The sequence below is a fragment of the Thalassobaculum sp. genome, assembly GCF_040219215.1.
In the GTDB taxonomy this organism is placed as follows: Bacteria; Pseudomonadota; Alphaproteobacteria; order Thalassobaculales; family Thalassobaculaceae; genus Thalassobaculum_A.
In genome coordinates, this window is record NZ_JAVJSX010000011.1 from 124,219 (window position 1) to 145,552 (window position 21,334).

Here is a 21,334-nt window from a genome sequence, read left to right on the forward strand (position 1 = left end):
TTGCGAATGAAGGCGAACTGTCACCGGTTCAACGTTGGCAGGCAAGCGCGTGTCTGGTCCGTTGCCCGACAGGCGGCAATCTTTTGCCGCAGACGGCTTGCCCTCGCCTGCGACGGGAGCCAGCATGGCGCCTCGTCCATCGGAGAACATCATGACATCAGCCAACACCATCAGTGGCGGTGAGGCCGTCGTCCGGTCCCTGATCGCGCACGGGATCGATACGATCTTCGGCCTGCCCGGCATCCAACTCGACCACTTCTTCAACGCCCTGCACGACCACGGCAACGAGGTCCGGGTACTGAACGCCCGACACGAGCAGGGCACCGCCTACATGGCATTCGGCTGGGCGCAGTCGACCGGCAAGATCGGCGCCTACGCCGTGGTCCCGGGCCCCGGCATCCTGAACACCGGCGCGGCGCTGGCGACTGCCTATGGCTGCAGCGCCAAGGTACTGGCCTTCACCGGGCAGATCCCGTCCGACACTATCGGCCGCGGCATCGGCATGCTGCACGAGATCCCCGACCAGTTGGGAATCCTGGAGCGGCTGACCAAGCACGCGGCCCGGATCAACCACCCGAGCGAAGCACCGCGCGCGGTCGCCGAGGCGTTCAGGCAGCTCCAGAGCGGTCGGCCCCGCCCGGTCGCTCTCGAGGTGCCCATGGACATCCTTGCGATGAAGGCGCCGGTCGGCCCGGCCATCATCGGCGAGCCGGACCCGATGCCCGCACTCGACCCCGACCAGATCGAGGCCGCCGCCAAGATCCTGGGCAATGCCAAGCAGCCGATGATCTTTGTCGGCGGCGGCGCCTATGACGCGGCCGCGGAGATCCGTGCGCTGTCGGCCATGCTGCAGGCACCGGTGGTCTCCTACCAGAACGGCCGCGGCATCGTCGACGAGCGGGAGCCCTACGCCCTGAACCATCCGGCCGGAAACGAGTACTGGGGCGACTGCGACGCCGCGCTCGCCATCGGCTGCCGGATGCAGATCGAGCGGATGTTCTGGGGCCTCGATGACAGCGTGAAGGTGGTGCACGTCGACGTCGACCCGACCGAGATCAGCCGGATCGCCAAGCCGGCGGTCGGCATTGTCGCCGATGCCACCGAGGCCGCGCGCGCCTTGGTCAACGCCGTCGCGGGCCACAACCGCAAGCGGGAGTCCCGTTCCGACGAACTTACCGCCCTGCGCGCCAAGCATCACGCCCGGGCCGAGAGTATCGTCGGACCGCAGATGGCATTCCTCGGCGCCCTGCGCCGCGCCTTGCCGGAGGACGGGTTCTTCGTCGACGAGTTCACTCAGGTCGCCTACGTCGCGCGCATTGGCTTCCCGGTGTACGCGCCGCGCACGATGGTGACGCCGGGCTACCAGGGCACCCTCGGCTATGGCTACGCCACCTCGCTCGGCGTGCAAGTCGCCAACCCGGACAAGCCGGTGCTGTCGGTCAACGGCGACGGCGGCTTCATGTTCACCGCCAACGAGATCGCCACTGCGGTTCATCACAAGCTGCCGGTGGTCTCCGTGGTGTTCGCCGACGGCGCCTACGGCAACGTGCTGCGCATGCAGAAGGAACTGCACGACGGCCGGGTGATCGGGTCGACCTTCACCAACCCGGATTTCGTAAAGCTGGCCGAGGCCTATGGTGCCGACGGCAGGCGTGCCGAAACCCCGGCGGCGCTGGAGACCGCCGTGCGCGAGGCGTTCGCGGCCCGCCGCCCGACGGTGATCGAGGTCCCGGTCGGCGAGATGCCGGAGCCGTGGCCGGTGATCCGCCCTGCCCCGAGCAAGCCCAAGCTCAAGGAGTGACCCCGATGACCAAGGAATCCGCACTGATCGTCGGTGCCGGCTCGGGCCTCAGCGCCTCGCTGGCCCGGCTGTTCGCCAAGGAAGGCATGGCTGTCGCACTTGCCGGGCGCTCGCCCGGCAAGCTCGACGCACTGGTCGCTGAGACCGGCGCCAGGGCCTATCGCTGCAACGTGTCCGATGCGGACGATGTCGCCGCCCTGTTCGCCGCGGTCGACAAGGACCTGGGCGAACCGGACGTGGTGGTGTTCAACCCGTCGGCGCGGGTGCGCGGACCGATCCAGGACCTCGATCCGATCGCGGTGCGCGACGCCCTGATGGTCGCCCCCTATGGCGGGTTCCTGGTCGCGCAGCAGGCAGTCAAACGCATGCTGCCGAAGGGCAAGGGCACGCTGCTGGTGACCGGTGCGTCGGCGGCGGTCAAGGGCTACGCGAACTCGTCCTGCTTCGCCATGGGCAAGTTCGGGCTGCGCGGGCTATGCCAGTCGCTGGCTCGCGAACTGCAGCCGAAAGGCATCCATGTGGCGCACTTCGTGATCGACGGCGGCATCGCCGGACCCAACTACACCGATGCGTCGCGGGGTCCCGACGCGTTCCTGGAACCCGACGCCATCGCCCAGAGCTACCTTCATGTCCTGCGCCAGCACCGCAGCGCTTGGTCCTGGGAGATCGAGCTCCGTCCGTGGATGGAGACGTTCTGAAGGCAGGCCGGCCGGTCGCTAGGGCTGCAGAGGCTCGAACAGCACCGGTGCGTTATGCCTGTGCGTGGCGATCGGGCCGTCGGGGTCGAGAAAACTCTCGCGCGACAACGGCTGCAGCCCGTCAACCGTCAAGATCGACAGCGACCAGACATCCTCTGCGAAGGGTTCGAGGAGGTTCGCCAGCGTGGTTCCGAAACCGCTGATCAGGCGTCCGTGAATTTCGACGACGAACTTCGTCTTGGCTGCCGCGATCATCCCGCGCGCGCCGGCCAGGACGCTTCCCTCCGCGCCCTCCACGTCGATCTTGACCAGGGCCGGATAGGGAGCATCGCCGAACAGGCTGTCCAGCGTCATGCAGGGGATGCAGTCATGATTGACGCTGGTCAGAAGAGCCTGGCTCTGCCCGATCCGGTCGACGGAACTCTGCATCCCCGGCGACGGGTTCAGCCGAAACGTGGACGTCAGTCCGACCCGGTCGCCGATCTGGACACACAGTGCGTGGACGGTCCAAAGCTCGTTGAGTGACGCGTTGAGCTGGATCATCGGCACCAGTGTCGGCTGGATCTCGGCAGCGATCACCGTCGCGCCCAAGGCGGCGGCAACGCACGACACGTAGCCGACATGTGCCCCGATATCGACGACCACATCGCCGGCCCGCACGGTCCGGATGAGGTATTCGACAAGCTCCGGCTCATGAACACCCGCGGCGGGCATGACCCCGTTCATGAACGGACGCGCTGCGGGATGATCGGCGCAGAACATCAGTTCCAGATCAGGACTGAACTTGACGACCCGAGCCTGTCGAGCCTGGGGCAGAACGCTTTGCCGGTACCCGCGTCCGGCGGCCAGTCGTTTCCAATGACGAACCAGTTCCGCCGCGCGGTCGCTGGGGTTGGCGCAAGCCTGCCAGCGCATCACGTTGTACAGGGTCGCCGGAGCCATCTCGGTCACGGCGTCCTGCAACGCGGCGCCATCCATACGGGTCCGAGCGGGTTCATCCAGGGATCGGCGGATGGCGGCTCGAAGTTCCGGCCCATATCGCTGCAGTTCAATCATGTCCGTTCCAGCCGTGACCACGAAACCCTGGTAGCATCAAACGGAGAGCATCGAGAACTGCCGGGCGATGTCCAGCGATCACTCGGGGACATCGAACGGTCCCGACGCTCCGCTGCGGTCGGTGGATCGACCGCCCTACAAGACGACTGCTAGTGCGAAGCGGGCTCGAACAGCACCGGTGCGTTGTGTTTGTGAGTGGCGATCGGTCCCGCCGGATCGAGGAAATCCTTCCTCGGCAACGGTTCCACGCCATCCTCCGTGAGCATCGACAGCGACCAGCGATCCGCCGGGAACGGTGCCAGGATATCCGCCAGCGTTGTCCCGAATCCGCCGATCAGATGACCGTGCACCTCCACCATGAACCGGGTAGTCCCGGCCGCGATCAGGCCGTGCGCCCCTTTGAGCACCAGCCCTTCTGCGCCCTCGACGTCGATCTTGATCAGGCTTGGAACGGGACCGGACGGGAACAGGCTGTCCAGTGTCATGCAGGGAATGCAGTCATGATTCAGACTGCTGAGGGGATAGTCGGCCCGGTCCCATTGTCCGACACTGGCCTGAAACCCCGGCGAGGGACCGACCCGCATCGTCGGAACAAATCCCGCTCGATCGCCAAGTGCGGCGCACAGCGTATGCACCGTCCACAGGTCATTGAGAGCAGCGTTCAACTGGATGATCGGGATCAGCGTCGGCTGCAGTTCCGCAGCAATCACCGTTGCTCCAAGTGCCGCAGCGATGCAGGAAACGTAACCGGCGTGCGCTCCGATATCGACGATCAGGTCCCCGCGCCGGACGGTCTTCTTCAGATAGTTCACCAGTTCGGGTTCATGCACCCGCCCGACCGGCAATACGCGTCGCATGAACACGCCCGCCGCCGGATGATCATCCGTAAAGCGAAGCTTGATTCCATCGCCGAAATCGATCGTGCGCACGCGTTGGGTTCGCGGCAACGTGGCTCGCCGCATGTCGCGCCCGTCGATCAATCGGATGCATCGATCGTACAAACGAAAATTGTCGTCATTCGGTCGAACCCGGTGCTGCCACTTCAGCAGCTTCACCAAGACCTTCGGGTGCAATCCGACGACCGCTTGGCGCAGGACCTCATTCCCGACATACACCTTCGTCGGATCCACGAGCATACGGCGCCACATGATCCGAAGATCGGATCCCACGTTCTGCAAATCAGTCATGGTTTGTTCAACCCGATTGGAAACCCGCGTCGTAGCACTCCAGGAGCACGGCGTGGAGTCCTAGTGCAGCGAGGAGGTCACCGGTAGGCCAAACCGGAGGGCGGAATTCCGGTCTCGACCGGACCAACGTCCGAGGCGGAACGGTTTCCGTGAACGCCTAGCGCGTTCATAACCGTGTGAGCGAGATGGCCGTAAGCGATTCCCTGCTCCCGATGCCGGTCACGGCGGTACACGGTAGAATCCATGGGTGGCTCGTTCCCCCAAGCTCAGCACGCCGACTCAGTTGCCGTCCAATGGATAGGCGCGGATCACCGCGGCGAAACTGGCAGACTCCGACTGCTGCTGGTCTCTGACCTCCCGCCATGCCGCCCGCAGTTTATCCACCGTCGCGTCCGATGGAGCCGATACCGCCACGCCCGCCTCGACAATTGACCGCAGGGCGATGGCGTCCATCTCCAGGTTTGCGGTAACGGCAAACTCGGCCGTCGCACCGCATGCTGCGACCAACGTCGCACGGGCATCGGCCGACAACCGTGTCCAGCGCTCGCCGTTAATCACCAGATCGAGCAGCGTCGTCGGCTGGATCGGGCTGGGGTAGAGGTAGACCGGCGCGACCTTGTGCAGCCCGAACGCCACGTCGGCCGCCGGTACGCTCGCCTCGGCCGCATCGAACGCACCGGTTCCCAGGCCGACGACCAGGTCCGCGCCAAACCCGATGGCGCTGCCCGCTCCCAAGGCATCCAGAATGCGCGCTGGAAGGCCGAACGCCCGAACCCTCAGTCCGCGGAACGGCGCGGCTTCGTCCAGCGGAGCCTGTAGCCAGGCCAAGCCGTCCGGACCGACCGACGCACAAGGCAGTCCGATCACGCCGAAGCGGCCGTAGAGGCTGTCGTAGAGTGCACGACCAGCGCCGTCCCTGACCCAGGACAGATGCGCCGCCGGATCCAGGCCAAACGGCACACCGGTGAAGAGCGCCGCTTCCGGCGCCCGACCGCTCAGCACCGCCGGGGTCCCCCAGGCGGCATCGACCGCCCCTTGCGCCACCGCGTCCAGATAACCGAACCGCGGCACCATCGCTCCCGGCTCATGAGGTCGCAGACGCAACCGGCCGCCGGATCTCTCGGCAACCTCCGCGACCAGACGAGTGGCCAAGGTACCGTACAGCGGCGTCCGGGAACTGAACGCCAAGTGTAGGTTGAGCTGCTCGCGAGCCGAGGCGCCCGCCGAGGAAAGCAGAGCAAACACCAGTGCTAAAAGGAAAAATCTCATGGGCCGACTGTGCCGACAGCCGAATCGTCGCACAAGCAACTAAAACCATTGACACATCGACATCGACAGCGAACGCGAGTCGGCGTATGGATTCCATCATGATTCCAGCGTTCGGGATCAGCATCGCCTTAGGAGCCGGGCGAGACGTCGCCTTGCGCTTGCGTGACCGAACTCGCGTGCTGCAGTGGCATTCGAGCGTCCTGAGGAGATGATTTCTGCAATCTCCGGCGGACGCGTCGCGTTTGGAGTGCGTATCGAATGCCGACTGGTACGGTGAAGTGGTTCAACACCACGAAGGGTTACGGATTCATCAAGCCGGACGACGGCGGTGCTGACGTATTCGTTCACATCACTGCCGTGCAGCGCTCTGGTTTGCAGGGCCTGAACGAAGGCCAGGCAATCATGTACGAGATGAAGCCGCAGCGGAACGGCAAGATGGCCGCCGAAGAGCTCAAGCCGCTCTGAAGCCCTCTTCAACCTTCGAAAACGACATTAGCGGCGGCACGGCGCGGACGTGCCGCCGCTTTCTTATTCATCGCGCCCTCTTGAACGAATATATCACAGCGGTATATATCGGACCGATATGATTCACCACTGATCGGACCGGCCCTCGATGGACGTGAAGACGCTGTGCCTTGCGGTCCTGTTCCAGGGCGAGGCGACCGGCTATGAGATCAAGAAGGCATTCGAGGAAGGGCCGTTCGCCCACTTCCAGCGTGCCAGCTTCGGCTCGATCTATCCGGCGCTCTCCAGGCTGCTGGCCGACGGCATGGCCGTGGCGGAGGCCCATGAACAGGACGGGCGGCCCGACAAGAAGGTCTATCGCCTGACACAGACCGGACGCGCGGCCTTTCTCCGGGCAATCGGCCAGGAACCGGAACACGATCAGTTTCGCTCCGACATGCTGTTCCTGCTGTATTTCGCGCGCGAGCTGCCGCCGGATCGGGTGGCCGCCCTGATCGACCGCTACATCGAGTCATACACCAGCCAGGCAGACCACATCGAAGCCTGCCGTATGGAAAGGCAGTCATCCGGTGCCGAGATCGATCCCGGTCGATGGCTGGTCTCGGGCTTCGGTGTCGAGGTGTACCGCGCCGCGGCAGATTATCTCGTTCGAAACCGCGGGCCGTTGCTGTCCGGGTTGAGCAAACACTCCCAGGCTGCGGAATAGTGGCCGAACAAGGACTTCCACGATGCGCGTGAACCCCTCGATCGTTCTGGCAACCCTGATTGCGTTGGGGGCGGTCGGCTGGATTCTGTCCGGACAGGTCTCCGACCAGCCTGCCACTGCGGCCAGCGAAGCGGCCAACGATACCGCCAAGCAACCGGCTCCGACGCGGGTTCGGGTCATCGTTTCAAATGCCGCCGACTACCGGGCGGTCATTCGGGCATCCGGACAGACCAAGTCCGCCCGGTCGATCGAGATTCGCGCGGAGACGGACGGTCGCGTGGCCAAGATCGGTCCGGCGAGAGGTACGCGCGTTGCTGCCGGCGAGATGATCCTGCAGTTGGACGAAGCCGACCGGCAAGCACAGCTCGAACGCGCGAAGGCCCGGGTTGAGCAACGCCGGATCGAGTATGAAGCGGCCCGCAAACTGGCGGCCAGCGGATTCCAGGCGGAAACCAAGCGCGCGGAGGCGCTGGCCGAATACCAGGACGCGCGCGCCGAAGAAGCCCGCATCCGCGTCGACGTGGAGCGCACCCGCATTGTTGCACCGTTCGACGCGGTTCTCGACGAGCGGCCGATGGAGGTCGGTGACTACCTCAAGGTTGGCGATATCGCCGCGACCCTGGTCGAGCTCGACCCCCTGCGGGCGGTTGTCTATGTCCCCGAGCAGCAGATGCAGGCCCTCGTCGACGGCATGACGGCAACCGCTCGGCTGGCAAGCGGAGAGGAGCGCCCCGCCATCATCACCTACACCGCCGCTGTCGCCGACACTGCGACCCGCACGTTCAAGGTGGAGGCGGAGTTCACCAATCCGGATGGCCGCATCGGCGAGGGTATGACGACCGAACTGCTGATCCCGCTGCCGACCGTTCGGGCTCACCACGTCTCACCGGCCGCGTTCCTGCTCGACGATCAGGGAAAGATCGGCGTCATGGTGGTCGATGGCGGCAATGTGGCGCGGTTTCGTCGCATCCGGGTGATCGGCTCCGACGGCGCGGGCGCATGGGTCACCGGACTGGACGAGACGGCGCGGGTCGTCACCGTGGGACAGCAACTGGTGCAGGATGGTGACTTGGTCACCCCGGTGGAAGCTTCCGCCAAGGCGCCGCAGTCATGAGAGCAATCATCGAGGCCGCGCTGCACCGCGGCCGGACCACACTGTCGGCCCTGGTTCTGATCCTGATTGCCGGCACGGTCGCCTATATCGATATCCCGAAGGAAGCTGATCCGGACATCAATATCCCGATCATCTACGTCCTGCTGAACCACGAAGGGATCTCGCCCGAGGATGCCGAGCGGCTGCTGCTGCGTCCGATGGAGCAGGAGCTGCGCTCGATCGTAGGCGTGAAGGAGATGCGCTCGACCGCCCACGAGGGCGGCGCCAACATAGTTCTGGAGTTCGACGCCGGCTTCGATGCCGACTCCGCGCTCGACGACGTCCGCGAAAAAGTCGACATCGCGAAGCCGGAGCTGCCATCGGAAACCGACGAGCCGACCGTCCACGAAGTCAACTTCTCGCTGTTCCCGGTAATGGTCGTGACGCTCTCCGGCGAGGTGCCGGAGCGTGACCTGCTGTTGATGGCGCGTGACGTGCGCGATGAGATCAAAGGCCTGCCCGACGTCCTGGACGCCAAGCTGACCGGCCAGCGCGAAGAACTGCTTGAAGTGGTGATCGATCCGCTTCGCCTGGAGAGCTACGGCCTGCAGGCGGCGACCGTGCTCGAGGCGGTCTCGCGATCGAACCAGCTCATCGCGGCCGGCACGCTGGACACCGGGTCCGGCCGGTTTCCGATCAAGGTTCCCGGGCTGTATCATGGAGTCCAGGACATCCTGGACCAGCCGATCAAGGCGCGGGGCGATGCCGTGGTGCGGATCCGCGACGTCGCCACGGTCCAACAGGGGTTCAAGGACCGCGGCAGCTATGCCCGCCTGAACGGCCAGCCGGCGATCGCCATCGAGGTGACCAAGCGCACCGGCGCCAATATCATCGGCACGATCGCCGACGTCAGGGCGATCGTGGGCGAGGCGGCGATCGGCTTGCCCGACACCGTGGACGTCACCTTCAGTCAGGACAAGTCAGACCAGATCAAGCTGATGCTGACCGACCTGCAGAACAACGTCACCAGCGCGATCCTGTTGGTGATGATCGTGATCGTGGCGGCGATGGGGTTGCGGTCCGCCGGCTTGGTCGGCATCGCCATTCCAGGGTCGTTCCTCCTTGGGATGCTGGTGCTGTCCTTTCTCGGCCTGACCATCAACATCGTGGTCCTGTTCAGCCTGATTCTGGCGGTCGGCATGCTGGTGGACGGCGCCATCGTCGTGACCGAGCTGGCCGACCGGAAGATGGCGGAGGGGTTGCCAAAATCGGCGGCCTACGCCGAAGCCGGCAAGCGCATGGCGTGGCCGATCATCGCATCGACGGCCACCACGCTCGCGGCGTTCTTCCCGCTGCTGTTCTGGCCCGGCGTGGTCGGCGAGTTCATGAAGTTCCTGCCGATCACTCTTCTGGCTACCCTGGCAGCGTCGCTGCTGATGGCGTTGATCTTCATCCCGGCCCTCGGCGGGCTGATCGGCAAGGCGAGCGCGCCGGATGAGCGCAGCCGCAAGCAACTCGCCGCCGCCGAGACCGGAAGTGTCGACGAGATCACCGGCTTCACCGGCTTCTACCTGAAGATTTTGCGTGCCGCCCTGCGGCGACCGGGCCTTGTTTTGCTGACCGCATTCGGGACGTTGATCGGGGTCCAGGTCTACTACGCGACCCATGGCAACGGCGTGGAGTTCTTCCCCGACGTGGAGCCCGACATCGCGATGATCTATGTCCACGCGCGCGGCAATTTCTCGATCGAAGAGAAGAAGGCCCTGGTGCTGCCGGTAGAGCGCGAGGTCCTGGACGTAGGCGGCTACAAGTCTGTCTATACCTTCATAGGGGAACGCACCGGCGGTGGCGGCGCTGGCGAGGAGATTGCCGAGGACGTCATCGGCAGCATTCAGATCGAGTTCAAGGACTGGCAGCAGCGCAAGCCGGCGCGGGAGATCCTCGACGCCATCGTCCAGCGCACCCGCCACCTGCCCGGCATCTGGGTCGAGCCGCGCGAGCAGGAAGGTGGTCCTCCAACGGGCAAGGCGGTCCAGTTGCAGCTGCGCAGCCGCGATCGAGACGCGCTGGATGCCGCAGCCAATGTCGCCATGGATCGGTTCCGCAACATGGCCGGCCTGATCGACATCGACGATACCCGCGACGTTCCGGGAATCGAATGGCGCATGACGGTAGACCGCGCCCAGGCGTCGAAATTCGGCGCGGACATCAGCCTCATCGGCCAGTACGTCCAGCTCGTGACCAAGGGCATGAAGATCACCGACTACCGGCCGGACTACAGCGACGAGGAAATTGACGTCGTCATCCGATACCCGGTGGCGATGCGCACCCTTGAACAGCTCAACCAGATCCAGATGGAGACCGCTTCAGGCCTGATCCCTATCGGGAACTTCGTGACCATGACGCCGGAGCCGAAGGTCGGCAAGATCCGCCGCATCGACGGTCAGCCGTCGATCACGGTTCGCGCCGACGTGGCAGAGGGCGTCCTGCCGAACGACAAGGTCCAGGAGCTTCGGGCCTGGCTGCAGGACGCCAACCTGCCGAGCGTCGTCGAGGCAACCTTCAAGGGCGAAGACGAAGAGCAGCAGGAAGCCCAGGCGTTTCTGGTCAAGGCGTTCGGGGTTGCGTTGTTCATCATGGCGATCATCCTGGTCACCCAGTTCAACAGCTTCTACTCGGCGCTGCTGATCCTCTCGGCCGTGATCATGTCGACCATCGGGGTGATGATCGGGCTGCTGGTGACCGGGAACCCGTTCGGCATCGTCATGAGCGGCATCGGCGTCATCGCCCTCGCCGGTATCGTGGTGAACAACAACATCGTGCTGATCGACACCTTCGACACCCTGAAGAAGGACAACGCGGACGTGCGCGACGCCATCCTGCGGACCGGTGCGCAACGCCTGCGGCCGGTCCTGCTGACGACCGTTACCACCATCCTCGGCCTGATGCCGATGGTGCTGCAGATGAACATCGACTTCATCACGCGCGAAGTCACCTACGGCGCGCCGTCGACCCAGTGGTGGGTATCGCTGTCCACCGCCATTGTGTTCGGCTTGGCGTTCGCCACGGTCCTGACGCTTCTGGTGACGCCGGCTGCCCTGATGTTCCGGGCGAACGTCGGCACTGGCTGGCGCAAGCTGAAGGCGCGCTACGCCGCCCGCCGTGGCCGCTCAACCGCCGTCGACGGCACGGCCCCCGGCTACGACCTGCCGCGCGCGGCTGAATAGGCGGGCCGTGTCCATCAGTCTCCGAATGCCCGCACCGCCTCGGTGACCCGAGTAGCCGTGGTGATCCAGCACATCGCACCGAACACAGCCGCGACCCAGGCAAACAGGTCCGGAAGCACGCAGATCAGGACCAAGGCGAGGATCGTTTCCGCCCCTTCGGCCAGGCCGCCGAGGTAGATGAATGACTTTCGCTCCTGACGCTTGTCTTCGCCGCCACGCTTGGCGGCAATGATCGCGTAGGCCAGGAAAGATACGCCGGTGCCGACGAAGCTGAAGATCAGGAACGCCGCCCACACCGCTTGATCCGGTCGGCCGAGCGCAACGCCGAACACGACCGCGCTGTAGAAGACGAAGTCGAGCACGATGTCGAGGTAACCGCCAAGATCGGACGCCCCCACGCTGCGGGCAACAGCACCATCCAGACCGTCGCCCAGCCGGTTGATGAGGATCAGGGCCAAAGCGACATCGTAGCGGCCGAACGCCAGCGCCGGCACCGCCAGGATGCCGACGAGGAAACCGCCCACCGTGATTGCGTTCGCCGAAACGCCCATCCGGGCGAGGCCCGAGCCCAACACATCGAGCGGCGGATCAATAACGCGCCGCAGGGCCGCGTCGAACATCCCGACCGCGGCCTAGTGCAGTTTGGCCGGCCGATCGCCTGAACTCGGCTCCACCGCACCCGTTGGAGAGTCAGCCATGCCGTTCGGATCGGTGACGACCGGAGCGGCAGCGGTCATCTGCTCGGCCTCCTTCAGCAAACGGCGATACGCGATGACCGAGAGCGGGATCGAACCCAGATAGGCGATGATCAGCAACGCCAGCATGAACCAAGGCGCACTGACGACGCCGGCAATTACAAGGCCGGCACCGATCAGGATGGGCAGCACCATAGGCTGCGGCACCTTCATCCGCTTGAATGAGAAAGTCGGAACCTGGCTCACCATCAGGAGGCCGACCACGACCAGCCAACCCGCGACGGCCCACGGCGCAAGCGCCGGACCGAAGCCGACCTGGAAATCCAGCATCAGCGGCAACAGGGCCAGACCGGCACCAGCTGGAGCCGGTACGCCGGTGAAGTAATTGTAGGCGAACGACGGCTTGTCGTCGTCAAGGCGGGTGTTGAACCGGGCCAACCGCAGCATGCAGCAGGTGGCATAGAACAACACGGCCATCCAGCCGAAATTGGTCAGCGGCTCCAGCGCCCACAGGAACACGATAATGCCGGGCGCCACGCCGAAGCTGACGAAATCCGACAAGGAGTCCAGCTCCGCGCCGAATTTCGACTGGGCCCGTAGCAGGCGGGCCATGCGGCCGTCGAGCGTGTCGAACACCGCCGCCAGAACGATCATGGCGACGGCAAACTCCCATTTCCCCGCCAGCGCAAAGCGAACCCCGGACAGGCCGAAGCAGACCGCCAACACGGTGATCATGTTCGGGATCAGCTTGTTGAACGACTGCCCGCTGAACCGCGGGCTGCGACGACGGCGGAAGCGCTTCATCGCACCTCTCCATCCCGGGCCTGCTCGTCCGAGGTGAGGTCGGCCAGCACCGTCTCGGCTGCGACGCATCGCTGGCCCTCGGTGACTAGCGAGGACACGCCGGCCGGCAGATAGACATCCACTCGGCTGCCGAACCGGATCATTCCCATCCGCTCGCCGGCCAGCACGGCCTGTCCCTCGGTAATCCGGCAGACGATGCGGCGTGCCACCAGACCGGCGATCTGGACGAACGCGAGCGGGCGGCCGTCACGGGTCTCCATGGCCACCAGTTGACGCTCGTTGTGCTCGCTCGCCTTGTCGAAGGAGGCGTTGAAGAAGGCCCCCGGCACGTAGGCGAGCTTTGTGATCTTGCCGTCGGTCGGCACCCGGTTCACATGCACGTCGAAGACGTTCATGAAGATCCCGATGCGGGTCGCTTCGCCGTCCCCCATCGCCAGTTCCTTTGGCCAAGGAACCGACGCCACCGAGACGACTAGGCCGTCGGCGGGGCTGACCACCAGACCGGCGCGCGTCGGGGTTACCCGATGCGGGTCCCTGAAGAAGTACACGCACCACGCCGTCAGGATGCCGGCGGGAACCACCAGCCACCCGGCGATCATGCCAAGAATCAATGTGACCACGGCGAACGCGGCGATGAACGGCCGCCCTTCCCGGGCGATCGGAACCAGAATGCTGTCGAGCAATGAACCCTCTTCGGATCAGTTCACACGCGGCAGGCCGAACACCTGACCGGGAAAGATAAGGTCCGGGTTGAGGATCTGATCCTGGTTGGCGTCGAAGATCTCGACGTACCGGACGCCCGATCCGTAAACCCGCGTCGCTATGCGCCACAGATTGTTACCCGGTTGAATGACCACAAGGCGGCCCTTCGGCAATTCCGTCAATGGATTGGCGCGGACAAACGGAAAGGCCACCCGGGCCACCACGGTGCCGGTCGGCGCGACCTTGTCGACCCTGAGCTGGTACGAGCCCGGCGGAACAGGATCGGCTGGCTGCATTTTCCAGCGTCCTTCGGAATTGGCAGCCGTATCACCGACCTTGCGGTTGTCGATGAAGACCTCGACCCGAGCGCCCGGCTCGGACCGCCCGCTGAACACCACCTCGCCCTTGTCGTCGTAGTCGATGACGTCAACCGCGACATCTTCCGACTTGTCGCCGTCCGCCGACTTTGCCTGCGGCGCCGGTTCCGGGTAGGCCGACGCGACGGGCTCGGCGGAAGCCATTTTTATTGAGTCGGAAGACGCTGCGCCGGCCTGCGGCGCGCTGGACCCTGATGCCGCCGGGGCGCGCGCCGAAGCGGCGGCTTCGTTGGCGGTACTGCGAGCCAGGGCGCCTCCGGCCAACGTCGATCCCGGCGCCCTGTCCGCCTGATCGGCGGCAGCAGTGGCCTTGTCCGGCGCTGGCGTCGCCGGGACGCTGCTGGTTCCGCTTGCGCCAGTGCTACTTGCGCCAGTGCTACTTGCGCCAGTCCCGCTCGCACCAGCCCCGCTTGCACGAGCCACATTGGCAGGTGTCACGGAATCCGCGTTGTCGATTGGTCCCGCTGACGGCGCCTGCAACACTCTGGCTACCGCACCGCTGCCTGCCGCGCCGGTGTCCCTTGGAACCACCACGGCGAGCGGAACACTCGGTTCGGCCGACGGACGTCCCGCGATGTCCTTGCCACTCTCCGGAATCACCAGAACTACCGCCTCAGTCGACTCCTTGCCCGTGCTGTCCAGCCCACGCAGCATCAACACCCGCTCGCCCGGCGCCAGCTTGGCTGGCGGCACGAATACCCATTCCCCGCGATCGTCCGTCACCACGCGGCCGATCTCGTCCTCGCCGTCGATGATCGCTATTTCACTGTTCGGCGCGCCCCTGCCGGCGATCACGGCATTACCTTCCGGATCGACACGAACGATGTCGAAGCTGGGAGCCGACGGCAGTTCCTGTCGCGGTGCCGGGGCTGCCGCCGTCGACGATTGCGATGGCGCGGCCGGAGCAACCTTCTTCGGCGCTTCGGCTGAAGATTTGGGTGGTGCCGTTGCCGGCACCGATGGAACTGGTGTCGGAGTCGCAATGTCGGCTTCATCGTCCGGGAGGACGAAGTAATTCAACACAAGAGCGGACGCCAGGACGACTACCCCGACGACGCCAACGGTGACCGGTTTTGCGACCATCGATCCGTGAGCCCTTAATTGCCTGTCGGACCTTAAACCCGTCACGGTTTCGATACAATCGGCGGGGGTGGCGCGCGCCGGTTGACCGCGGCGGCGAGCAATGCCAAAGACGGCGTCATGACATCATCTCCAAACGACAATCGCCCGCTTCGCGTCTGCGTCTTTTGCGGCTCCTCGGCACGGGTTGACGAGCGCTATCGCGATGCGGCGACCGCGTTCGGGCGCCTGCTGGCCGTCCGTGGCGACGAACTGGTGTATGGCGGTGGGCGGGTTGGCCTGATGGGCCTGGTCGCGGACGCGGCGCTTGAAGGCGGAGCGCGGGTGACCGGGGTTATCCCGCGGTTCCTGATGGACCTCGAGGTTGGTCACGGCGCGGTCAGCGAACTCGTGATCACCGACAGCATGCACCAGCGCAAAGCCGAGATGTACGAACGCGCGGATGCCTTCGTGGTGCTGCCCGGCGGTCTCGGCACCCTCGACGAGACCCTCGAGGTCCTGACATGGTCGCAGTTGCAGCTGTCGAGCAAACCCGTCGTCCTGGTCGATGTCGAAGGGTACTGGGAGCCGCTGCTGAAGCTGATCGACCACACGATCGATTCAGGATTCTCGCGGGCCGAGAACCGCAACCTGTTCCGGGTGGTGAACACGGTCGATGCCGTGTTCGACGCCATCAGCACCTTCCCCGCGCCATCGTCCAACGTATCGGCCAAGTGGCTGTAGGAAACCGGCCGGCCGCTTCGCTTGCTTGCTTTGGCCGGCCTCGATGATATTGTGCCGCGCCCACCGGTCCTGTGGGCGATTTTGTATGTGATTGGGAGCTTTCGATGGCCAAGATCAAGGTGGCAAACCCGATCGTCGAGCTCGACGGCGACGAGATGACCCGGATCATCTGGCAGATGATCAAGGACAAGCTGATCCTTCCGTACCTCGACGTCGATCTGAAGTACTACGACCTCGGCATGGAGGCTCGCGACAAGACCGACGACCAGATCACGATCGACTCTGCCAACGCCATCAAGGAATTCGGTGTCGGCGTGAAGTGCGCCACGATCACTCCCGACGAGGATCGCGTCGCGGAATTCGGTCTGAAGAAGATGTGGCGGTCGCCGAACGGCACGATCCGCAACATCCTCGGCGGCACCGTGTTCCGGCAGCCGATCCTGTGCAAGAACGTTCCGCGGCTGGTGCCGGGCTGGACCCAGCCGATCGTGATCGGCCGTCACGCCTTTGGCGACCAGTACCGCGCCACCGACTTCGTAGTCCCCGGCAAGGGCAAGCTCACGCTGACCTTCCAGCCGGAAGGCGGCGGCGAACCGATGACCTACAACGTCTTCGACTTCCCCGGTGGCGGCGTGGCGATGGCCATGTACAACCTGGACGAGTCGATCATCGGGTTCGCCCGCGCCTGCTTTAACTACGGGCTCGACCTCGGTTGGCCGGTCTACCTGTCCACCAAGAACACCATCCCCAAGGCCTATGACGGCCGCTTCAAAGATCTGTTCCAGGAAGTGTTCGACGCCGAGTTCGCGTCGCAGTTCAAAGCCAAGGGCATCGTCTACGAGCATCGCCTGATCGACGATATGGTCGCCTCGGCGCTGAAGTGGTCGGGCAACTTCGTATGGGCGTGCAAGAACTACGACGGTGACGTCCAGTCCGACACCGTGGCCCAGGGCTTCGGCTCGCTCGGCCTGATGACCTCGGTCCTCATGACCCCCGACGGCAAGACCGTCGAGGCCGAGGCGGCGCACGGCACGGTGACGCGTCACTATCGCCAGCACCAGCAGGGCAAGGAGACGTCGACCAATCCGATCGCGTCAATTTTCGCCTGGACCCGCGGGCTGGCGTTCCGGGCCAAGTTCGACCAGACGCCGGAAGTTGGACGTTTTGCCGAGACGCTGGAGAAGGTCTGTGTTGACACGGTCGAGTCCGGACACATGACCAAGGACCTGGCGCTGCTGATCAGTCCCGATCAGCCCTGGCTGACAACGCAACAGTTTCTCGGCAAACTGGACGAGAACTTGCAAAAGGCCATGAACTGACCGAGGGGCGTGCATGCGGCGATCAGTTGGCGGCGCAGTCATACTCAGCGCACTGATATTGGCGGCGGCTCCGGCCGCCGCCAAGTGTGTTCCCAGTACGTTCAAGGACGGCTGGCTGCAGGAACAAGAGCGGCTTGGCGGCGACACCATGGATCGCCACGTCGGGCGAAGCACTGGCGAGTTGGCGGCGCGTCTTGCCATGGACCCGGCGATGGCGGCGACCAGTTCCTTTCCGGATCACAACACGGCTCGGCAGGTCATCTCGGCGGCCCTGCGCCCTGACGAGTCCGACTACGATAGCTGGGCTCGCGTGGCGCAGGCCGGCGAACGCGCCGAGGTCCGGATGGCGTTCGAGCAGCCCATCGGCATCCTCGTCGAACGCGGAAACGGATCCGGCTTCCCGGCCCACGGCATAACGGTGGTTCTGGAGGCTATCGGCGGCGGTGCCTGCCGTTTGGTGACCGCCTTTCCAACCAGATAGTCGGCGACGACGATCAGGAGAAGCCGCGTGGATCTCTACCACATCTGGTGCGATCTGAAGCCCGGTGTGCGTGACACGACCTTCGTGGACGCCATCGACAAGTATCTTGGAAACCTGCGCGACGGCGGACTTATAGAGACGTTCCGCGTCACCCGCCGGAAACTCGGGCTCGGGGCACCGGGCCTTGGTGAGTTCCATATCTGGATCGAGACCCGAGACATGGCCCAGCTTGACGCCGCGTTCACCCGCGTCTCAAGCCGCGCCGATCCGGTGGAGGGTTTCCACCACGGCGTGAACTCCCTGGTCGAGAACACGGTCTTCGCCCTGTACCGCGACTTCCCCGATCCGCATCGCCAGCACGGCGAAGAGCGGTTCTGAGCCGGTGCCGGCTGAACCCCTCGTCCTGCTCGTCGTCATTGTCGGTGCGTTGATCGGAGCGACGGCGAGTGGGCTCGCCGGCTTCGCATTCGCCGCCACGACACTTGGGCTGTACGCCCACGTCCTGCCGTCGACCGTGGTGTCACCGCTGGTGGTCGCAGCGTCCCTGACCGTCCAACTCATCGTGATCCCGATGATCTGGCGCCGACTGGACTGGCGCGCCGCCATGCCGTTCCTGATCGGCGGGGTGTGCGGCGTGCCGTTCGGGGCAGCGTTGCTCTCGGTACTGGCCGCCGACACCTTCCGCCACATCGCCGGCGCTCTGCTGGTCCTGTACTCGGTCGCCATCCTGGTCTCGGGCCGGCTGCCGGTTCTGAAGATCGAGAACCGGTTTGCCGACGCTGCCGTAGGGTTCGCCGGCGGCGTGCTCGGCGGCTTCGCCGGCCTGTCGGGGATACTCCCGACCATCTGGTGCTCGCTGCGCCGATGGCCGAAGGACCGGCAACGCAGCATCTTCCAACTGTTCAACACCGTCATGCACACGGTGACGATCTGTACCTACGCGTGGCAAGGGCGGCTCACCGCCGAGGTCGGCGGCCTGTTCGTGGCTGCTCTTCCGGCAATCGGGCTCGGCGCCTGGCTCGGCTTCAGCCTGTACCGGCGGATTGACGACAAGGTGTTCGCGCGGGTGCTGCTGGTCCTGCTCGGCGTCTCCGGCGTGGCGCTGCTGGTACCGGCGCTCGGATAGCGGTCAGACCAGCAGGTTCAGATAGCTGCCCGGTGGCGCATCGGGATCGATGTTGTCGTTGGCGATCAGTGCCATCAGGCGCTGGATCTGCCGGTCGATCTCGTCCGGCGAGGTCGCGGTCTTGAGTCGGTACCCGGGCTCGCGGCGCGGAGTCTCGGACGGACGGGTCGCCGGGGTACTGGTCGGAACCGACGCCGGCCGGAGACGCGGTGCCGGAACCTGCGGTTCCCCCGGTCCTGTCGGCCTCAAGGCCATGATGCGTGCCTCCGTCTCATGCCGTCAGGATACGTCAACTCGGCCGACCGCGCAGCACATCGAAACCACCCGGATCAAGCAATCCGGCGCTGGTCCGCGCCCGCGCCCAGAATCGGCTCCAAAGCGTCAAGACCACGGTTGATGGTCTCGGCACTGGCAGCGAAGCACAGCCGAAGATACCCCTCGCCCGCCGGTCCGAACGCCGATCCCGGCGCCAGGCCGACATTGGCGTCATCGATGATCTGCTTGGCGAATGCCACGCTGTCGGTCATCCCCTCGACCGCGAAGAACGCATAGAACGCCGCCTTCGGACGGGCCAGGCGCAGCTTCGGCCAGGACTCCAGGCGGTCGAACACCAGGTCGCGGCCGATCTTGCAGCGCGCGCGCAGGGCTTTGGTCACCTCGTCGCCATCCTCCAGCGCGGTGATCGCGGCACGCTGCAGGAACGCCGGCACGCCCGAGGTGGTGATCTGCACCAGCTTGGCAATCACCGGCCCGAGCTCCGGCGGGTGGGTCAGCCAGCCCATGCGCCAGCCGGTCATCAGCCAGGACTTGGAGAACGAGTTCACCACTAGCAGCCGGTCGTCGCGCCGCGCCACCTGCAGGAACGACGGCGCGACGTCACGGTCGAACACCAACTGGTGGTAAACCTCGTCGGCGATAACCCAGATGCCCCTGGCGCGGGCAAAATCCATGAGCGCGCGCTGCTCGTCGCTCTCCATCATCCAGCCGGTCGGATTGCCCGGCGAATTCACGAAGATCGCCTTGGTTCGCGCGCTTGCCATCGCAAACAGCGCATCCAGGTCGAGCATCCATTCGCCATCGACCAAGTCGATCGAGGCATGCCGCACCACGCCGCCGTGGACCTCGACCGTCGAGTAGATGTTCGGCCACACCGGGCCGACCGCGATGACCTCGTCGCCCGGCTCGATCAGCATGTCCATGGCGAGGTACAGCGCCGACATGCCGGCGGTCACCAGCGAGACTTCCGACGTCGTCACGTCAACACCGAACGTGCGCTTGGTGTAGCGTACCAGCGATTCGCGCAGCGGCAGAATACCGAGCTGGTCGGTATAGAACGTCTCGCCCCGACGCATCGCCTCGGCGGCGGCGTCGCAGATGAACGCCGGAGTCGGCTGGTCACCCTCGCCGAACCACATCGGGATCAGGCCGGGTTTGCCCCAGCCGTGCACAGCGACCTTGACGATTCCGGTCTCCTCGAGTTCGGCCACGTCGTGCCGAAGGTCGTCGAGAATCGCACGCTGAGTCATTGAAACCTCCTGAATCCGTCGGCACCGGGCATATCGGAAAGCGCCTCCGCGGAATAGAGCCTTTTTCGGGACCGCCAGTTGGGCTAAGCGATAACCGATGCCCGCAACGCTCTACTTCCTCCGGCACGGCGAGACCACCTGGAACCGGATCGGCCGGCTGCAGGGTCAACTCGATGCGCCCCTCACCCGGCTCGGCCTCGCCCAGATCGACGCGGTCGGCCGTTCGCTGGCCGGCCTCGTCAACGGGACCGGCTTCCGATTGGTCGCCAGCCCGCTCGGCCGGGCCCGACAGTCGGCAGCGATCGTCGCGGAACATCTGGGCGTCGACTACGAGGCGGTCGTCTGGGACGACCGTCTGAAGGAGATCACGCTTGGGGACTGGGACGGTTTCCCCGGTTGGGGCGCCTTGGACCGGGCCCACCCGGAGGAAGCGGCAAGGCGCAATGCGGATCCCTGGAACTACCGCTACCCGAACGGCGAGAGCAGCCAGGACGTCCAGGATCGGGTCAGGCCCTTCCTGGCCGAATGCGAGGCCATGGGCGGCGTCCACGTCATCGTGGCGCATGGCGTGGTGAACAAGGTCGCGCGAGGCCTGTATCTCGGCCTGACCCGCGAACAGACCTTCGCCCTCGACCGTCCGCAGGATGCGTATCACCGGCTGGAGGCCGGCACCGAAACCACGATAACCGTCGACGTGCCCGACAGCCCGCGAGCGGAGAGCACGGTTTAGCGGCGGCGCTTTGCGTTTGTTTGGCTTTCCGCGAGCCACGCCACGGCCTGCTCAGCAGCCATAAGCGCCGCTCCGCTGGAGGCATAAACCGCAACGGAATAGTACCCGACCGGCGTCCATTCGCCCTGGTCCTCGGGGTCTCGCCGGAACTCCTCGAAGCCGTAAGTGCCATCCGGTCGCGCGAACAGATCGACGCACCGATCGTGCTGCGCGTTCTCCAGGCTGTCGAACACGGTCCAGGATTTGTCGATGCGCCCGGACATTCAGCG

The 21,334-nt window shown here is 65.2% G+C and carries 22 protein-coding genes; 12 read left to right on the plus strand and 10 right to left on the minus strand.

The window, feature by feature from the left end; genetic code table 11:
- Positions 1-151: 151 nt before the first annotated feature.
- Positions 152-1,801, plus strand: a complete 1,650-nt coding sequence (locus RIC54_RS10470; protein WP_350095909.1) for a thiamine pyrophosphate-dependent enzyme — start codon at positions 152-154, stop codon at positions 1,799-1,801.
- A 5-nt stretch (positions 1,802-1,806) separates the two neighbouring features.
- Entirely contained in the window at positions 1,807-2,499 is a 693-nt protein-coding gene (locus tag RIC54_RS10475; RefSeq protein ID WP_350095911.1) for an SDR family NAD(P)-dependent oxidoreductase, read from the plus strand.
- A gap of 18 nt (positions 2,500-2,517) precedes the next feature.
- Here RIC54_RS10475 and RIC54_RS10480 read toward each other — a convergent pair whose 3' ends face one another.
- The 3 genes from RIC54_RS10480 to RIC54_RS10490 all read right to left on the minus strand — a co-directional run bounded on the left by RIC54_RS10480 (position 2,518) and on the right by RIC54_RS10490 (position 6,011).
- A complete protein-coding gene (locus tag RIC54_RS10480) occupies positions 2,518-3,555 on the minus strand; it encodes an FkbM family methyltransferase (RefSeq protein ID WP_350095913.1) in 1,038 nt (345 codons plus the stop codon).
- A 149-nt stretch (positions 3,556-3,704) separates the two neighbouring features.
- A complete protein-coding gene (locus RIC54_RS10485; RefSeq protein WP_350095915.1) occupies positions 3,705-4,742 on the minus strand; it encodes an FkbM family methyltransferase in 1,038 nt (345 codons plus the stop codon).
- Positions 4,743-5,021: 279 nt separating this feature from the next.
- Positions 5,022-6,011: a hypothetical protein gene (locus RIC54_RS10490; RefSeq protein WP_350095917.1), complete on the minus strand. Its 990-nt coding sequence runs from the start codon at positions 6,009-6,011 to the stop codon at positions 5,022-5,024.
- 258 nt (positions 6,012-6,269) lie between these two features.
- On the opposite strand from RIC54_RS10490, the gene RIC54_RS10495 reads away from it, so the two are divergent.
- The 4 genes from RIC54_RS10495 to RIC54_RS10510 all read left to right on the plus strand — a co-directional run bounded on the left by RIC54_RS10495 (position 6,270) and on the right by RIC54_RS10510 (position 11,502).
- On the plus strand, positions 6,270-6,476 hold the full coding sequence (locus RIC54_RS10495) for a cold-shock protein (protein ID WP_007672236.1): 207 nt from the start codon (positions 6,270-6,272) through the stop codon (positions 6,474-6,476).
- 148 nt (positions 6,477-6,624) lie between these two features.
- A complete protein-coding gene (locus tag RIC54_RS10500; RefSeq protein ID WP_350095920.1) occupies positions 6,625-7,182 on the plus strand; it encodes a PadR family transcriptional regulator in 558 nt (185 codons plus the stop codon).
- Between the two features lie 22 nt (positions 7,183-7,204).
- On the plus strand, positions 7,205-8,296 hold the full coding sequence (locus tag RIC54_RS10505; RefSeq protein WP_350095922.1) for an efflux RND transporter periplasmic adaptor subunit: 1,092 nt from the start codon (positions 7,205-7,207) through the stop codon (positions 8,294-8,296).
- Entirely contained in the window at positions 8,293-11,502 is a 3,210-nt protein-coding gene (locus RIC54_RS10510; protein ID WP_350095924.1) for an efflux RND transporter permease subunit, read from the plus strand. The genes RIC54_RS10505 and RIC54_RS10510 overlap by 4 nt, the downstream gene beginning before the upstream one ends.
- Before the next feature lie 14 nt (positions 11,503-11,516).
- Here the strand turns inward: RIC54_RS10510 and RIC54_RS10515 are convergent, their stop codons facing one another.
- Genes RIC54_RS10515 through RIC54_RS10530 form a run of 4 tightly spaced genes read right to left on the minus strand, consistent with a single transcriptional unit; the run spans position 11,517 to position 14,875 of the window.
- The gene (locus RIC54_RS10515) at positions 11,517-12,122 is read right to left on the minus strand and encodes a CDP-alcohol phosphatidyltransferase family protein (protein ID WP_350095926.1); all 606 of its coding nucleotides are present in this window, start codon (positions 12,120-12,122) and stop codon (positions 11,517-11,519) included.
- Between the two features lie 12 nt (positions 12,123-12,134).
- Positions 12,135-13,001 carry a CDP-diacylglycerol--serine O-phosphatidyltransferase gene (pssA, locus tag RIC54_RS10520; RefSeq protein WP_350095928.1) on the minus strand — a complete coding sequence of 289 codons (867 nt, stop codon included), beginning with the start codon at positions 12,999-13,001 and terminating at the stop codon, positions 12,135-12,137.
- Positions 12,998-13,684 carry a phosphatidylserine decarboxylase gene (locus RIC54_RS10525; protein WP_350095930.1) on the minus strand — a complete coding sequence of 229 codons (687 nt, stop codon included), beginning with the start codon at positions 13,682-13,684 and terminating at the stop codon, positions 12,998-13,000. Before RIC54_RS10525 ends, pssA begins: the two co-directional genes overlap by 4 nt.
- A 15-nt stretch (positions 13,685-13,699) precedes the next feature.
- Entirely contained in the window at positions 13,700-14,875 is a 1,176-nt protein-coding gene (locus tag RIC54_RS10530; protein WP_350095932.1) for a LysM peptidoglycan-binding domain-containing protein, read from the minus strand.
- 405 nt (positions 14,876-15,280) lie between these two features.
- On the opposite strand from RIC54_RS10530, the gene RIC54_RS10535 reads away from it, so the two are divergent.
- From RIC54_RS10535 to RIC54_RS10555, 5 genes are all read left to right on the plus strand, one after another.
- Positions 15,281-15,883, plus strand: coding sequence for an LOG family protein (locus RIC54_RS10535; RefSeq protein ID WP_350095934.1), 603 nt, complete (start codon positions 15,281-15,283; stop codon positions 15,881-15,883).
- 104 nt (positions 15,884-15,987) lie between these two features.
- Positions 15,988-17,202: an NADP-dependent isocitrate dehydrogenase gene (locus RIC54_RS10540; protein WP_350151007.1), complete on the plus strand. Its 1,215-nt coding sequence runs from the start codon at positions 15,988-15,990 to the stop codon at positions 17,200-17,202.
- Between the two features lie 13 nt (positions 17,203-17,215).
- A complete protein-coding gene (locus RIC54_RS10545; protein ID WP_350095938.1) occupies positions 17,216-17,683 on the plus strand; it encodes an RNase A-like domain-containing protein in 468 nt (155 codons plus the stop codon).
- A gap of 27 nt (positions 17,684-17,710) precedes the next feature.
- Positions 17,711-18,061 (plus strand): DUF6614 family protein, encoded by a 351-nt coding sequence (locus RIC54_RS10550; protein WP_350095940.1) that lies wholly within the window; start codon positions 17,711-17,713, stop codon positions 18,059-18,061.
- Between the two features lie 4 nt (positions 18,062-18,065).
- On the plus strand, positions 18,066-18,809 hold the full coding sequence (locus RIC54_RS10555) for a sulfite exporter TauE/SafE family protein (protein ID WP_350095942.1): 744 nt from the start codon (positions 18,066-18,068) through the stop codon (positions 18,807-18,809).
- 3 nt (positions 18,810-18,812) lie between these two features.
- Here the strand turns inward: RIC54_RS10555 and RIC54_RS10560 are convergent, their stop codons facing one another.
- Positions 18,813-19,064, minus strand: a complete 252-nt coding sequence (locus RIC54_RS10560) for a hypothetical protein (protein ID WP_350095944.1) — start codon at positions 19,062-19,064, stop codon at positions 18,813-18,815.
- Positions 19,065-19,138: 74 nt separating this feature from the next.
- Entirely contained in the window at positions 19,139-20,335 is a 1,197-nt protein-coding gene (locus RIC54_RS10565; RefSeq protein ID WP_350095945.1) for a pyridoxal phosphate-dependent aminotransferase, read from the minus strand.
- Between the two features lie 97 nt (positions 20,336-20,432).
- Between RIC54_RS10565 and RIC54_RS10570 the strand changes: the two genes are divergently transcribed.
- Positions 20,433-21,065, plus strand: a complete 633-nt coding sequence (locus tag RIC54_RS10570) for a histidine phosphatase family protein (protein WP_350095947.1) — start codon at positions 20,433-20,435, stop codon at positions 21,063-21,065.
- Here the strand turns inward: RIC54_RS10570 and RIC54_RS10575 are convergent.
- Positions 21,062-21,328: a hypothetical protein gene (locus RIC54_RS10575; RefSeq protein WP_350095949.1), complete on the minus strand. Its 267-nt coding sequence runs from the start codon at positions 21,326-21,328 to the stop codon at positions 21,062-21,064. The two genes, RIC54_RS10570 and RIC54_RS10575, sit on opposite strands and share 4 nt — an antisense overlap.
- Positions 21,329-21,334: the final 6 nt, after the last annotated feature.

Excerpts from the sequence above, each read along its gene's own strand:
- RIC54_RS10545 (WP_350095938.1), top strand. The coding sequence starts at position 17,216 with ATGCGGCGATCAGTTGGCGGCGCAGTCATACTCAGCGCACTGATATTG.
- RIC54_RS10570 (WP_350095947.1), top strand. The coding sequence starts at position 20,433 with ATGCCCGCAACGCTCTACTTCCTCCGGCACGGCGAGACCACCTGGAAC.
- RIC54_RS10485 (WP_350095915.1), bottom strand. The coding sequence starts at position 4,742 with ATGACTGATTTGCAGAACGTGGGATCCGATCTTCGGATCATGTGGCGC.
- RIC54_RS10540 (WP_350151007.1), top strand. The coding sequence starts at position 15,988 with ATGGCCAAGATCAAGGTGGCAAACCCGATCGTCGAGCTCGACGGCGAC.
- RIC54_RS10505 (WP_350095922.1), top strand. The coding sequence starts at position 7,205 with ATGCGCGTGAACCCCTCGATCGTTCTGGCAACCCTGATTGCGTTGGGG.
- pssA (WP_350095928.1), bottom strand. The coding sequence starts at position 13,001 with ATGAAGCGCTTCCGCCGTCGTCGCAGCCCGCGGTTCAGCGGGCAGTCG.
- RIC54_RS10510 (WP_350095924.1), top strand. The coding sequence starts at position 8,293 with ATGAGAGCAATCATCGAGGCCGCGCTGCACCGCGGCCGGACCACACTG.
- RIC54_RS10500 (WP_350095920.1), top strand. The coding sequence starts at position 6,625 with ATGGACGTGAAGACGCTGTGCCTTGCGGTCCTGTTCCAGGGCGAGGCG.
- RIC54_RS10515 (WP_350095926.1), bottom strand. The coding sequence starts at position 12,122 with ATGTTCGACGCGGCCCTGCGGCGCGTTATTGATCCGCCGCTCGATGTG.
- RIC54_RS10470 (WP_350095909.1), top strand. The coding sequence starts at position 152 with ATGACATCAGCCAACACCATCAGTGGCGGTGAGGCCGTCGTCCGGTCC.
- RIC54_RS10565 (WP_350095945.1), bottom strand. The coding sequence starts at position 20,335 with ATGACTCAGCGTGCGATTCTCGACGACCTTCGGCACGACGTGGCCGAA.
- RIC54_RS10480 (WP_350095913.1), bottom strand. The coding sequence starts at position 3,555 with ATGATTGAACTGCAGCGATATGGGCCGGAACTTCGAGCCGCCATCCGC.
- RIC54_RS10560 (WP_350095944.1), bottom strand. The coding sequence starts at position 19,064 with ATGGCCTTGAGGCCGACAGGACCGGGGGAACCGCAGGTTCCGGCACCG.
- RIC54_RS10495 (WP_007672236.1), top strand. The coding sequence starts at position 6,270 with ATGCCGACTGGTACGGTGAAGTGGTTCAACACCACGAAGGGTTACGGA.
- RIC54_RS10475 (WP_350095911.1), top strand. The coding sequence starts at position 1,807 with ATGACCAAGGAATCCGCACTGATCGTCGGTGCCGGCTCGGGCCTCAGC.
- RIC54_RS10575 (WP_350095949.1), bottom strand. The coding sequence starts at position 21,328 with ATGTCCGGGCGCATCGACAAATCCTGGACCGTGTTCGACAGCCTGGAG.
- RIC54_RS10490 (WP_350095917.1), bottom strand. The coding sequence starts at position 6,011 with ATGAGATTTTTCCTTTTAGCACTGGTGTTTGCTCTGCTTTCCTCGGCG.
- RIC54_RS10535 (WP_350095934.1), top strand. The coding sequence starts at position 15,281 with ATGACATCATCTCCAAACGACAATCGCCCGCTTCGCGTCTGCGTCTTT.